At 37.7% G+C, this 13,381-nt stretch carries 17 protein-coding genes; 6 read left to right on the forward strand and 11 right to left on the reverse strand.

Annotation, left to right across the window (positions count from 1 at the left end; translation table 11 throughout):
- The first annotated feature begins 111 nt into the window (after positions 1–111).
- From ACWPW6_RS10760 to zinT, 3 genes are all read left to right on the forward strand, one after another.
- The gene (locus ACWPW6_RS10760; protein ID WP_163861943.1) at positions 112–951 is read left to right on the forward strand and encodes a siderophore-interacting protein; all 840 of its coding nucleotides are present in this window, start codon (positions 112–114) and stop codon (positions 949–951) included.
- 154 nt (positions 952–1,105) lie between these two features.
- The gene (locus tag ACWPW6_RS10765; protein ID WP_249998842.1) at positions 1,106–1,288 is read left to right on the forward strand and encodes a hypothetical protein; all 183 of its coding nucleotides are present in this window, start codon (positions 1,106–1,108) and stop codon (positions 1,286–1,288) included.
- Positions 1,289–1,462: 174 nt separating this feature from the next.
- Positions 1,463–2,107 carry a metal-binding protein ZinT gene (gene zinT / locus ACWPW6_RS10770; protein WP_154623909.1) on the forward strand — a complete coding sequence of 215 codons (645 nt, stop codon included), beginning with the start codon at positions 1,463–1,465 and terminating at the stop codon, positions 2,105–2,107.
- Positions 2,108–2,168: 61 nt separating this feature from the next.
- Here zinT and phoH read toward each other — a convergent pair whose 3' ends face one another.
- Positions 2,169–2,954 carry a phosphate starvation-inducible protein PhoH gene (gene phoH, locus ACWPW6_RS10775; protein WP_154623910.1) on the reverse strand — a complete coding sequence of 262 codons (786 nt, stop codon included), beginning with the start codon at positions 2,952–2,954 and terminating at the stop codon, positions 2,169–2,171.
- A 511-nt stretch (positions 2,955–3,465) separates the two neighbouring features.
- Here phoH and ACWPW6_RS10780 point away from each other — a divergent pair.
- Positions 3,466–4,011, forward strand: coding sequence for a toxin-antitoxin system YwqK family antitoxin (locus tag ACWPW6_RS10780; RefSeq protein WP_163861946.1), 546 nt, complete (start codon positions 3,466–3,468; stop codon positions 4,009–4,011).
- 80 nt (positions 4,012–4,091) lie between these two features.
- On the opposite strand, the gene ACWPW6_RS10785 is transcribed toward ACWPW6_RS10780, so the two are convergent.
- The 3 genes from ACWPW6_RS10785 to ACWPW6_RS10795 all read right to left on the reverse strand — a co-directional run bounded on the left by ACWPW6_RS10785 (position 4,092) and on the right by ACWPW6_RS10795 (position 6,727).
- On the reverse strand, positions 4,092–5,078 hold the full coding sequence (locus ACWPW6_RS10785; protein ID WP_410241965.1) for an endonuclease: 987 nt from the start codon (positions 5,076–5,078) through the stop codon (positions 4,092–4,094).
- A 378-nt stretch (positions 5,079–5,456) separates the two neighbouring features.
- Positions 5,457–5,927, reverse strand: coding sequence for a threonine/serine exporter (locus ACWPW6_RS10790; protein ID WP_163861948.1), 471 nt, complete (start codon positions 5,925–5,927; stop codon positions 5,457–5,459).
- The gene (locus ACWPW6_RS10795) at positions 5,918–6,727 is read right to left on the reverse strand and encodes a threonine/serine exporter family protein (RefSeq protein WP_163861951.1); all 810 of its coding nucleotides are present in this window, start codon (positions 6,725–6,727) and stop codon (positions 5,918–5,920) included. Before ACWPW6_RS10795 ends, ACWPW6_RS10790 begins: the two co-directional genes overlap by 10 nt.
- Before the next feature lie 202 nt (positions 6,728–6,929).
- On the opposite strand from ACWPW6_RS10795, the gene ACWPW6_RS10800 reads away from it, so the two are divergent.
- Positions 6,930–7,559, forward strand: a complete 630-nt coding sequence (locus ACWPW6_RS10800) for a TetR/AcrR family transcriptional regulator (protein WP_154622125.1) — start codon at positions 6,930–6,932, stop codon at positions 7,557–7,559.
- 4 nt (positions 7,560–7,563) lie between these two features.
- On the opposite strand, the gene ACWPW6_RS10805 is transcribed toward ACWPW6_RS10800, so the two are convergent.
- Positions 7,564–7,971, reverse strand: coding sequence for a hypothetical protein (locus tag ACWPW6_RS10805; protein WP_163861954.1), 408 nt, complete (start codon positions 7,969–7,971; stop codon positions 7,564–7,566).
- A 243-nt stretch (positions 7,972–8,214) separates the two neighbouring features.
- Between ACWPW6_RS10805 and ACWPW6_RS10810 the strand changes: the two genes are divergently transcribed.
- Positions 8,215–8,508 carry a DUF5339 domain-containing protein gene (locus ACWPW6_RS10810; protein ID WP_154622123.1) on the forward strand — a complete coding sequence of 98 codons (294 nt, stop codon included), beginning with the start codon at positions 8,215–8,217 and terminating at the stop codon, positions 8,506–8,508.
- Positions 8,509–8,656: 148 nt separating this feature from the next.
- Here ACWPW6_RS10810 and ACWPW6_RS10815 read toward each other — a convergent pair whose 3' ends face one another.
- The 6 genes from ACWPW6_RS10815 to sra form a co-directional block, all read right to left on the reverse strand.
- Positions 8,657–9,094: a universal stress protein gene (locus ACWPW6_RS10815; RefSeq protein ID WP_154622122.1), complete on the reverse strand. Its 438-nt coding sequence runs from the start codon at positions 9,092–9,094 to the stop codon at positions 8,657–8,659.
- A 191-nt stretch (positions 9,095–9,285) separates the two neighbouring features.
- Positions 9,286–9,624 (reverse strand): hypothetical protein, encoded by a 339-nt coding sequence (locus ACWPW6_RS10820; protein ID WP_154622121.1) that lies wholly within the window; start codon positions 9,622–9,624, stop codon positions 9,286–9,288.
- A gap of 186 nt (positions 9,625–9,810) precedes the next feature.
- Positions 9,811–10,239: a universal stress protein gene (locus ACWPW6_RS10825; protein ID WP_154622120.1), complete on the reverse strand. Its 429-nt coding sequence runs from the start codon at positions 10,237–10,239 to the stop codon at positions 9,811–9,813.
- 280 nt (positions 10,240–10,519) lie between these two features.
- Positions 10,520–11,449, reverse strand: coding sequence for a Gfo/Idh/MocA family protein (locus tag ACWPW6_RS10830; RefSeq protein WP_249998844.1), 930 nt, complete (start codon positions 11,447–11,449; stop codon positions 10,520–10,522).
- A 371-nt stretch (positions 11,450–11,820) separates the two neighbouring features.
- Positions 11,821–12,603 (reverse strand): YaeF family permuted papain-like enzyme, encoded by a 783-nt coding sequence (locus ACWPW6_RS10835; RefSeq protein WP_154622118.1) that lies wholly within the window; start codon positions 12,601–12,603, stop codon positions 11,821–11,823.
- Positions 12,604–12,888: 285 nt separating this feature from the next.
- Positions 12,889–13,113 (reverse strand): stationary-phase-induced ribosome-associated protein, encoded by a 225-nt coding sequence (gene sra / locus ACWPW6_RS10840; protein WP_249998845.1) that lies wholly within the window; start codon positions 13,111–13,113, stop codon positions 12,889–12,891.
- Between the last annotated feature and the right edge of the window lie 268 nt (positions 13,114–13,381).

Here is a 13,381-nt window from a genome sequence, read left to right on the forward strand (position 1 = left end):
CTAAAAATGTTTGGTTTTCGGTGATTTATATTCAAGAAAAGCATGATATGATAATGATAACAATTCCCAAATAATAATTTTATCATTATCATTAATAAAAGGAGACCGCCTGTGGCAAATGACAAACCAGTCGAAAAAAATATTTACCGCCCGGCGCCACCACAGCTGATTCAGGTCAAATCTGTTACCGATATTAGCCCTTCAATTCGTAGTATCACTTTCACTGGCGAACGGCTTGGTGACTATCCAACCCAATGTGAAGGTGGCCATATTAAAATTTTCCTTGCCCCCGATTTAAAAAGCCAGCCTGCATTACCTATCCTCAGTGAACATGGCCGTAGTTGGCCTACCGATAAGCCGCGTCCGTTTGTTCGTACCTACACGGTGCGTGCGATCCGTCCGGAAGTGAAAGAAATAGATATTGAGTTCGCCATGCATGACGGTAATGAAGGTCCTGCTTACTTGTTCGCTCGTGATGCTGTAGAAGGTAACTGGATGGGAATAACCAACCCAGGTGGTCCAGACCCATTATTACCGCATAGCCAGCATTATTTTATGGCTGGAGACTCTAGCTCCTTGCCCGCCATTGCAGCCTTACTGGAAAAAATGCATGCAAAAGCAACCGGTAAAGTGGTTTTACGTTTAGACCACCCAGACGATATGCGTGAATTAATCAAACCAGCAGGGATTGAGGTGATATGGGTTTGTGGCGGCATCAACAAAACTGAAGAATTAATCAATACCTTCAAATCTTGGGATATTCCCTCTGAAGATGCTTCATTTTGGATCGCTGGCGAAGATCAAATAATTCGCGATTTACGCCGTTTTGTACGTCGTGATAAAGGCTTTGGTCGTGAAAGCATTTATGCTATTCCTTATTGGCGTTATGGCTATGATGAGGAAGGTTATCATCAAGAAAGACATCACGTCATGGATAACCCTGACGATTAAGAAGTAACAATAGCGAATAACATGAAAGTGATGGTTATTACCATCACTTTTTCTATAGCGCAATGCGTGTCAATATGTGCTTTATTCTGCCACTCACTTTTCAATAATTATCATGTGATCTATTGTATTTGCTTAACTTTAAGAAGGAGTTCTTATGCGTATAGGATTATTAACCGCTTTGATAGTCGTCCTTTCAGGATGCTCAACCCCCTCCCCTGATGATAAAAAAGAGGTTCAAGTAAAGAGCGACCCATATGAAGATAGCGTGCTAAATACGATCAAAAAAATCAGGACATTTATAAAAAACAACAAGAAAGCAAACCTAGATAATCAATGACTCATTTATCAATTATCAAAGGAAAAGATTTATTGCACTCTTTTCCTTTTATTTCAAATGATTAGACATATTCCCATAAATTCTATTTATTCAAATTTAAAAATAAATTTTTGCATCCAATAAATGTTATGTTATAACATAATGGAATTCATTTATGACTATGGGAACATTTCAATGATTAACAAACCCTTTATTGCTATTGCTCTGAGTCTCAGCTCACTATTGATGAGTGTTAATGCTCTAGCCCACAGCCATGCACATCCTCAGTCAGAAAAAGCCAAACAAGCCAGCAAAGGCTTTTTTGATGATGCAGATGTCAAAGATAGAAAACTCAGTGATTGGGATGGGATATGGGAATCTATTAACCCACTGTTATTGTCAGGGAAATTAGATCCTGTTTTAGAACATAAAGCAAAAACCAATAAAGATAAAACGATTGAAGAATATCGCGATTATTATAAAAAAGGTTATAAAACAGACGTCGATAATATTAGTATTGAAAACAATATCATTGAGTTTAGCCAAAATGGTCATGTCAGCCGCTGCGAATATCATTATTCAGGATTTAAGATCTTACAGTATGCATCAGGTAAGAAAGGCGTTCGCTATTTATTTGAATGCCAAGATGCGGCATCGAAAGCCCCTAAATATATTCAATTTAGTGACCATATTATAGAACCGCAACCTTCAGGTCATTTCCATCTTTATATGGGGAATGAATCCCATGAAAAATTATTACAACAAATGGATAACTGGCCGACTTATTACCCATATTCGCTAAATGATGAACAAATTGTTCATGAAATGCTACACCACTAATTGGCATTAATACTTTAAATAGCCCCAGCGAGCTAATTCGCCGCTGGGGCTTAACAAGCTATTAATGGCTATAAGCTAATAATGCACGATGACACAGTGTCGAACGAACACAATCATCAACTGAAAAATTCACCATCGAGACCATTTCATCGCTGCTAAAACGTTGCAATGCATCGGCCAACCCCGATATGACACCTTCAGGTAAATCACACTGAGTCACATCACCATTCACAATTACGGTGACATTTTCCCCCAGCCGCGTCAAAAACATCTTCATTTGGCTAACGGTGACATTTTGCGCTTCATCTAAAATCACAATGGCATTTTCAAACGTACGACCACGCATGTAAGCAAATGGCGCAATTTCAACTTTCGCAATTTCAGGCCGCAAACAGTATTGTAAAAAGGAGCTGCCAAGCCTTTTCACTAATACGTCATAGACAGGACGGAAATATGGCGCAAATTTGTCAGCCATATCTCCGGGCAGAAAGCCTAGGTCTTCCTCTGCTTGTAAAACAGGTCGTGTGACAATAATTTTATTGATATCTTTATTAATTAACGCGTCAGCCGCCAATGCGGTACTAATATAAGTTTTACCGCAGCCAGCTTCACCATTAGCGAAAATTAACTGTTTATGTTTAATGGAATTAATATAGAGCTTTTGAGCATCATTACGTGGGGTAATTGGCGACATATCACGTCGTTCTTTTGCCATGCCGATTGGCTCAATCCCAGTAAAATCAGCAAAAGAGGATACACTTGCCATTTCGTAACGACCAGCGCGTTCTTTACGTAATGAACGTTTCATTTCACGGCGCGTCTTTGTTGCAGCTTTCTGTCTACTCATAGTATTAACCCTTCCAGGTATCGTTAAAGTCAATTCAAATGACGGACTATTCAGAACAGAGAGGAGCTCCCTTCAAGCTCATGTTGGTTGAACATGCAATAAAAAAACCGGTTACTTATCTCACCATGACAACAACATGATGGAGTAGTAACCGGTCTTGTACGCATACAAACAAAGACTTAGTTCCCATTAGTTCCTCCCTGCTAGGTTATACCCGTAAACTAATGAATTTCTATGACACTATTATGACAAAATCGATAAAACTTAAATGCTTTGGCTATTATTGAGTTACGCTTATTCCTATTACCAGACTATAACTCTGCCTTCACGTTGTATGCAACAATAAATTAACATTTTTCTCACTGCGTATTTAATTTGTGTTTTAGTCTAGCTTAAGAAAATTCTGACTGATATCTGGCTTATTATGACTATAGTTTATTGATACTTATTGGAAAAAACATTATTTATCACTACTTAAGTAAAATTTCATACCTCTATCAATAGGGATATTATGCTAAAGCTAAATCTATTAAAACCAACATTATCCTTTTCATTCGCTTTGCTTATTTCGGGTTGTCAGCTACTCACACCAACCTCCTCTCAATCAGATTTGAATGCTCTTAATGAGCTTAAAGGCTACGAATTCCCTTCAACTCAAGTACCTAAAGGTACACCGAATGGCCCTTATGAGTTCCACTATGATAATGGTCAATTAGAGTCAAAAAGCTGGGTGAAGAATGGTTGTTTAGATCGTTATCTTGAATACTTCTATGAAAATGGTAAAACGAAAATGTACACGCCAATTCAAAATTGTCAGGTCAATGGACTGGTGAAAATATATCATGAAGATGGGCGTAAAGATCTCGAAATGACCGCAAGCAATGGGAAATTAACGGGTCCATTTAAAGTTTATCATGATACCAAAAGCAACAAACTTCAGGCTTCTGGTGTATTTAAAAATGGTGAACCTCAAGGCACTATTTCAGAATTTGATGAGAATGGCCAGTTAATCCAAAAATTTAATGTCATCAATGGCAAGATAGTGACTGCACAATAAACGTAAAAATCCCCCAACCAATATAATTGGGGGATCCTTTACTGAGAAGATAAAACTAAAATGCCCTTTACCTGATGACGTTAAGGTTTGCAGTTACCTGCTAATTCATATCCCGCAGCTTGTGCCGCAGATTCATCAACAAACATTACCGCATTTTTATCTGCCGTGGTTTTAAAACCAGAACAATGTGACAAATGGTATTTATGCGAATTACGATTTCCTTTTACCTGCGTCGTGGCTTTAGGCGTTTCCGCTTTTAATGCCTTTGTCATTGGTTGTGATGACGCCTTTTCGGGTGTCTTTATCCCTTGCCCGCTATTTTTATGCCCTAATTCCCATTTCATTTCTCCTGTCACGAATGGATTATGGTGTCCCATCACTGCGGCAATACGTTGGTCACGTTGTTTTTCCCATTGGCTCGGTGGATATTGTTTATCCCAAGCCATCAATAATTGCTGCTGCTGACGAGACATGGAAAGATTATAGCGATCGTGCATATAAAAATAGACACGTGCAACTTGCCCTTTGACTTCATTACGAGGTTCAAAAACGCGCTGTTGAAAATCCACCCGACTACGACACTGTCCATAAACATACGCGGCATTTGCGGGTAGCTGAGCATAACTATAATTACTACGGTCACCATTAACTTCACCTATTGATGGTGCTAAGTTATGCATATCCGCTTCCATTTTGCGAAAAATAGCATCTGTTGACACACAATTTTTACGCCCACCATTTTGCCAACATTGTCTTTGATGACCAAAAACCCATGCTGGAACAATATGCTCCCATTCGATGCGTTGCGCTCGATTTTGTTGTTTGCGCACTTGATAACCACATGAGGCTAAATCGACTACCCCCCCACTTTTTCCTGCCCAGTTCCATTCACATCCACAATATAGCGTTCCCTCTCCTTGATGGTTTTGATCCATATACACTTTGGTTTTACTTAAGACTTTTGCTTCATCAAATGTAGCTGGAGCTGCGATAAGTGGGAATGTAAATAACAATAATAAAAATGATAGCACCCATTTTGGGCACCAAAAAACATCTGTTCTACTCAAAATAACACCACTGATGGTTTAAGATTAAACGATTAACATAGATGCTTTACTGCATCCCGTAATATACTGCATATTTTCTGAACGCAGCTTCAGTTAGCTAAATATAAGCTTTTTTGTCGTGAATGAATATTAGAGGCACACTATTTTACAATTAAAGAATACTCCCAATAGGGCATCATATACTGATATTAAAGCAATTTGATAATCACAATTATCTTAATCGTCGGTAGTGTCTGTCTATTAATTAATCGAATATTTAATAATAAAAGCTAATTAAATAGCTTTAACATCTATTTTATCAATTGCAATATTTTTATAAAAACGAAGATAATAGAATCCTTCAGCAATATTATATTTGCCAAAGGTTTCTATTCAATGTTATACACTCGGGCGCTTACGATATAACCATAAACCAGGAAGGGATAATCCGATTGATAGAGCGCCAACAATAAATGAAGCTCTTAAAAAGTTAGTGACCAATGTTTCAAATAATTCGGGGGTGTAGCCTAAATGAGAAATCTTTACAACAGAGATCATGGCTGTATAAGCACTAATGCCAGGAAACATGGGAATAACTGCTGCCACAGTAAATACTTTAGGGTGTGCAAGCCACGTTCTTGACCATTGGATCCCAATCGCCCCAACAAGAATAGCAGCAATAAAACTTGCCCATTCAATATTGAGACCTAACGTCATCATGGTCATACGGGAACCATGGCCAATAGCCCCGAGCAAAGCACAATATTTTAATGCCTTAACCGGCACATTAAATACCATTGCAAAGCCAACCGCTGGAATTGCCGCAAGCAACATATCTTCTAAGAGTGCGAATAAAAAACTCATGCCCATTCCCTTAAATTCCACACAGCCATTGCAATAACAACACCTATACAGGTCGCAAGCGTCAATAAACTGGCCATCGTCCATCGGGCGAGTCCGGTATTAACATGTCCTTTAAACATATCTGCTACCGCATTAATTAATGGAAAACCAGGTACTAATAACAATACGCTTGCTGCCATAGAAATACTTGCCGTCGGTGCAAAATAAGACATTTTAAGTAATAAGCCTGACACGGAAGTGGCGATAAAAGCAGTAATACAAAAATTAATTAATGGATTCATTTGTCGAGAAGTGAGTACCTGCCGAATATACATGGCGCAGCCACTCGCAATAAAGGTCACTAGTGAACCATCCCATCCCCCACCGTTTAATTTACTAAAACAGGCGCAAGATAGTGCCACCATTAAAACCATTATCCAACGTGGATAGCGTAGCGGTTTTATAGAAGATAACTTTTTCTGTAGATGTTTACGATCGAGTAAATGATGCTCAACTAATATCACGGCATGCTGTACTTCCGTGACGACATGCATATTAATTCCACGGTCAATAATACGTCGAGTAGAAGTTAAACAATGGTCGTTAATGATGGTTGTCAAAACCAATGAATTTGAAGAAATAGCACTATCAACTTGATCTGCGCCTAGAGCGATACCTAAACGAGTTGTTAACTGTTCGACCAACATGCTTTCGGCACCATGCTGAAGCAATAGCAGGCCACACTGCATACACAATCGTGTGATTTCTCTTTGCATCTCAGATACGGCATGCTCCCCCTGCCACTCATCACTTGCATATCCTTTCATTCCCCTTCCCCTCGAATACAGCGCCATTATTCAGATAATTATTTAAACATGATAATCTTTGACAATATCATAAAGAGAAATAATAGCCTGAATCATGATCTCTTTCAGGTTAAAGCATGATTAGTCAGCACTAGCTGCATCTTTCGTGTTAAGAATAGTTAAAATTAATCGTAAAAAATCATAATTCTAGGATAAACATTGCATGAATAGCCCATTTCCTGCCAAAACCCCTAAAGGACAGCGCCGTAATAAAGCATTAATCAGTGCAGCCTCTGATATTTTTATTCAATATGGGTTTGAAGGAACAACGCTTGATATGATAATTGAGCGTGCGGGAGGTTCTCGGTCGACTTTATATAAAAACTTCGGAGATAAAGAAGGATTATTTGCTGCCGTTATTGAGTCTATGATTGATGATATTTTCACCGATGATGATGACAGCACACCGACCAAACAGACTATTGAATCCATTTTATCTTTTTATGGCGCTCGCTTTTTATTAAATGTGATCAAGCCACAATCTATTGGTTTATATCGGTTAATCCTCGGAGAATATAATCGTTTCCCTGAAATTAGCCATGCTTTTTTCGAACAGGGCCCTGTTCGTAGCTATCGGCTATTAACTGAAAAGCTGCTCAGCCTACCTGAAGTCAAAGTCGATGAACAAACATTATTAAGCATCTCATCTCGATTTTTAGAAATGTTAAAAGCCGATGTTTTTATTAAAACTTTCTGTGTCTCTAACTTTAAACCTAGCGATGAATTTATCTCCAAGCAAATTACGCTTTCCGTAGATATCATCGCCAGTTATATTCGAAAAATTAGCCAATAACCTGTCATGATGCGACCAATGCCGTAGCACGTCGTTTTGCTGCGGCGGTGTCATTTTCAATCAATACCTCAGGTCCATATAAAGCAGAAAGTAACGGCGCCATTTGTTCCATATCTTCTTTATCACTTGCATCAGGTTGTAATGTCACAATCATGGCTCGGCAATGTTCTAACATGGGTTCTCTCGCATGTTTTAACCAACGGCGGACATATTTCATCGCGGCGATATGCTCATCTGAAGCTTTCCCTTTTTTCTGTTTAACGGGTGGATAAACTAACGCAAATTGCATTCTTTTTGCTAATAAGAGATCCATCTCCTCTAGCCATAAACGAGTCTCATCCACTGTTTCAGGGAATGATTTTATGACACAAACAGGCCATTCCGTCGTATCAATCACTATTTTATTCTGCATACCTTATTTCCTTCATGACTAAAAGTGTACTTAACTGTACACTTTTAAAGTTCAGTGAGTCAATAATGATTCTCATTAATATTTATGCAATTTATGCTATCTTGATAATGCCAATATTACAGATTATTCCTAATATGCTTAAAAAACACCTTCTGCTGAAAATATTGATTGATGGAGGAGGTGTCTTTTTGAATATGGGATGCTATTCTCGGCTTATTGTTACATCAAAAAAGCGAATAAATTATGAAAAAATTACTTCCAGTTGTTTTCGGGATATTGACGGCATTAACTGCATTTAGCGCGAATGCAGGAAAAAATTGTGATACTTATTTTCAAGAAATGAATACGCTTGTTAAACAGGCGGAAGAGCAGTACAAAAGTGATCCTAATGTGAAAGAAAGAATTTCTGAAATGAAACAGCAATTGGAAGATGCCAAAAAAGCACTTGCTGATTACCCTGAAGAAGCTCAAGAACAAGCTTGTCAACAAGGTATTGAAGCAATCAAAAAAGCGAAAGAAGCCGTAGAAGGTAAATAATCGTTTTATTTTTATACCCATAGCACTTCACTTATATGGGGATAAATGCCCTTCGAGTTAACGTAACAATATATTATCTCTCAATATGCCATTACATTAACTTAACTTGGGTAAGACCAGTATCATACTGGTCTTACCCTTAATAATATTATCTCACGACTAACACAGAGATTGTCGCATAAGAAACAATACCTGAAGCATTTGAGCCTAATAAATGTGTTGAAATACTAGGGTTACGTGAGCCAATAACAATTAAGTCAGCGCCAATTTCTTCCGCTTCCGCGAGTACTTTATCGCGCGGCGATCCAAAAGCCACTTTATAAGAGATATCTTCATGCGGATAATCGATCTTAGCGATAATTTCTTTTAACTGCTCTTCTGAGCGTTCAACCGCTTTTTTGGCGAATGAAGATAAAAGATCATAATGATAGCTATAGCTCATCGAAAATCTTGATACATCGGGAACTGAGTGAAAAAGATGTATTTTTGCTCCTGACACTTTTGCCAAATAAATTGCATGTTTTAATGCCTTATCTGTCAGAATATCCTCAGAAATATCTACAGGAACCAAAATTTTACTATACATGCGATACCCCCATTAATTATTTATATTTTTGTTATCAGTCACTTAAACCATTTATGACTAAGTTCTGATAACAAGGAGACACTGTTGGATGCTTATCATTTTTGTTCACTAAAAGTATAGTATTAATAAAATCAAACTGCCGTGAGCTACCAGACTATTTGTAAAATCGAGTTCACAATTTTATCAAGACACTAGTTATCTTCTAAATGCCATTTATGCAAAATACGGTGTAAAAAAGGCGTGACAATTAAACCAATACTGATAATGAACACACTCTGTAAAAATAAGCCATAAATAGCAATAAAAAATCGTCCACCTTGAGTTATTGGCGCTGGTTCTATTGATTGACCACTTAACATCGATAATGCGTTAAGCATCGACTCCATTAACGAATGTCCTTCAATAACATAAAAACCAAGAATACCCGGTAATAGCCCAAGGAAAAAAACCAGTAATGATATAAAATAGAATCGTAATACCCTTAATACGAAATGCTCAATTCTCAGCACTTCTTGAGAAAACTTTTCCATAAATACGTTTACCATCCCGATAGAAATAACAATAATCAGGTTGAACTATAACATTCAATGCATTAGGTGAATAACAGTAAAATACGAATCTAATCGTAAATCATCATTTAACGATGAATAAAATAAAAAGAAAGCCTAGTGAACAATTCCATGAGCCTAAGCATTAGCATAGGCTCACGGTCAATATTAACGGACAACCAATACAGAAGTTTCTGCGTAACGAACAATTCCTGCGGCTGTTGAACCTAAGAGGTGAGTGGATATATTAGGACGGCGCGAACCGATGACAATAATATCTGCATTAATATCTTTCGCTGTATTAATGACTTCATCACGAGGTGAGCCAAACGTAATGGTATAGCTGACATCGGCAATAGGTAAATCAATGGAGTCCATTAACATTTTCATATCTTCTTCTGCTTTAACCGTTGCTCGGTCTTTTATTTCCATATAACCCAGCGCGTATGCATTAATAATCGCAGAAGAAATTGGCAATACATGAATCAAGTGAATTTTTGCACCTGATTGTTTGGCTAAATTAACCGCATGACGAACAGCTTTACTTGTTAGTTCATCTTCGGTGAGATCTATAGGAACCAGAATCGTTTTATACATATACCCCTCCTGATAGAAAATAAAATTTAAGTTAACGGTAAAATTATAATCGAATACTCAAGAATGTCTCTAAAACAACAAGATAAATGAGATCTACCGCTACAAATGATTAACGATTATTCTTTTAGCCATCGTGTAATTGTTAATCCAACGAATGTATTTTTAGGATCCAAGAATTGAGTAATAACGTCCTTCTCCAACATCATGCGCTGAAAAACCTAAACGGAATAATTTTTATAGCGCAATTATCATATAACTGTTTGCGGTTAATCCCTTCCGCTTATCTCAAACGCGACTCAGCCATAGACCACATTTTTTCAATCATTTGTTGCGCATATATGGCTTGCTCTCCACTAATATCCGGTGGCGTATTATGGCTTACTGCCTCAATAAAGTGACGGATCGCGCCATCAAAGCCACGCTGCACTAATATCGAGTCCCAATTAGAAGGCTGTTTTTGTATCACACCTTGTTGATTTTCGCTGACCCAATGATTCATATTTGTCACTTGATAAACACTACCATCACAGATGGCCGAGACTTGCTCTTGTTGACTTCCTGCACGACGATGCATTGATGTCGTTATCCAGCATTGATTAGCATTAAGATGATGCTCAGCGTAAAATAACTCTCGATTCGCTGTCGTACTAATACTACCGCTTACTAACGACGCATGGCCTCCCGCCAGCCAAATAGCGGTGTCCACTACATGCAAATAATCACCAAGCAAAGTAAAACACACATCGTTAGGGCCAACACTATCACTACGGTGCTTTTCCATCCGTATCGAAGAGACCTGATTAATTTGTTGTTTTAGCTGCTGATAAAAAGGTGAAAAACGTCGATTGAAGCCAACCATCAGCGAGCGTTTTTGTTTATATGCTAAATGAATAAGCTGTTCTGATTGAGTCAGGGTTTCGGCGAGTGGTTTATCGACATAAACATGCACACCCGCCGATAGCAAACTGTGGATCACACTAAAATGACTTGAGGTACTACTATGAACAAAAACCGCATCACAGTCTGCTGCTAGTGATTTTATGCCTGAATACAACGGAATACGATAACTGTCACAAACGATTTTCGCTTTCGCTTGGTTAGGCGAAAAAGCCCCCATAAGTTGCCAATTCTCAGTTTTACTGAGCACAGGTAAATAGGCTTTCTGTGCAATAGCCCCCAAACCAACAATGCCGACACGTAGTTTTCTCATTAAACCATAACCTGTATATGAGGTTTCACAAATGCATTCCGCTGAGTATAACGAATAATTTCTTTATAAACCCATTGTTTTCTTAGAATTTAAAACCTATCGCATAAAAACGTCAAAAGGTAACAACTTGAAATTTCAGTTTTTTTTAAGACTGATTAATGCGTAAGAAAATAAAATCATGTTAACACAGAAAAAAGGGGTTGATTTATTAAATGAGAATGGTTATCTTTTACCTAACGAATACCTGAGTAATTTACTCAAGCTTTCGTAAACGACATTGCTCACATTGCTTCCAGTTTTAGCAGGCCAACTTCTCTGAGTTGGCCTTTTTTTTCAATAAATATCGCCAATACTCCGTTTGGCGTCCTGCATTATTTCCGACTAATTGCGCTGGAAAAGCTCCATGATTTTAAATGTCCAACGTAACTTAAGCGCTGAGTTGGCACAAAGGTTGGAACATCTCCTGTTCGCATATGCAGAATATCTGCTGGCGTTATCCATGCAGAATTACCTTCAAACAAAGGCAGCCCCGCATATTTATATGCGTCTAGGACAAACTGCGAACAAAAGAAACCATTCGCTTGATCAACATCATCACCTAGTTGTACTGTCGCAAGCGTTTTTAAACAAAAATTACGTATTGTTTGGCCAATAAAGGGAAGTTCACAAACACGTTTAGTGAGCATCCAAGGGGCGATCATCACAATACCTTTATAGTTATACTTGCTACCATCATTTTGCATTGAGAATTCGCGAAGTTTATCCGCATGAATAGAGGTTAAACCTGCTTGCCGTAAAACGACCATATTATTTGAATCCGCAATTGCTTGGTCGAGAGAGATAATCCTCACCCCACTCCCTACTGATTCAGCGACTTCACCAGCGCCTAAATAGATTGATGCATGGCTAACACCGCTAATACTGAATAGTCGGATCCCCCATGAATTCAGTCCTGTTGCTGAAGATAATAAAATATCACCAGGTAACATATCAGAGACGGCCAGCACTTCTACCGACTCTTTAATCGGTATGGTGTTCGGCTGCTGAATGCTAAACTTTAGCCGATTACTTTCTTCATCTTTTTTAAATCCGGTTGAACAGCCTGTCACAATAATAAGACAAAAATAGCAGAATAAATATTTGAAGTTTATCAATAGAGATACCTAGTTAATTTTTATATTTATGAGCTAATTTAATGTAACCAAGTTCTGCTATTTTTTCATCGGAAATATCTTAATATTCGATGTTATTCGTGATGTAGAAACGCTTACCACATCACATGTTGACTCGTTAAATCACGTTAAAACTGAATATTTATCTCACAATCAATATGTTGGGGGAAATAAGACAGGTATGCTATTAGTAAATCAGCATATCAAAATGATTATTTTTTTGTTCTTTAACCCCCTAGCGATGCCAGAGGGTTAACATCCATTCAATTAACTAATAACATATTCTGGATAGAATACTGTCGTTGAATGATATGTTTTTTTCTCTGTCGCTTTATTATTTAATGCAGCAACTACTGATTTATTTTGTAACTCAGCAGGCAGTTGTTGAGTTGCATTTTCTTTTGCAATGATGGAAACACGCATATTTTTTTTAGAACGACTCAATTTATAAGGCATTCCTAATAAGCGACGTGCTGTATTATTACTTACCATTATCGACTCCTTAACTACAACATTTAAATTCAGCGATATGCTGAATATCAAAAACATAGTCAGTGTTGACCACATGGTGTTATTTTTTTCTTTCCATAGGGAAGCTAAAATAACGATAGTATTATAGCAGCAATAAAACATAAGTGAATGAAATTAAACTAATTAGTTTCATGGCGTAATTATGTGAGAGAGAAAATATATATACTTAAAACCTCACTAAGTGCTAATCATAAAATAAAATATAACGACATCCACAAATTGAAAATAA

It is taken from the genome of Providencia sp. Marseille-Q8014 (assembly GCF_965112055.1).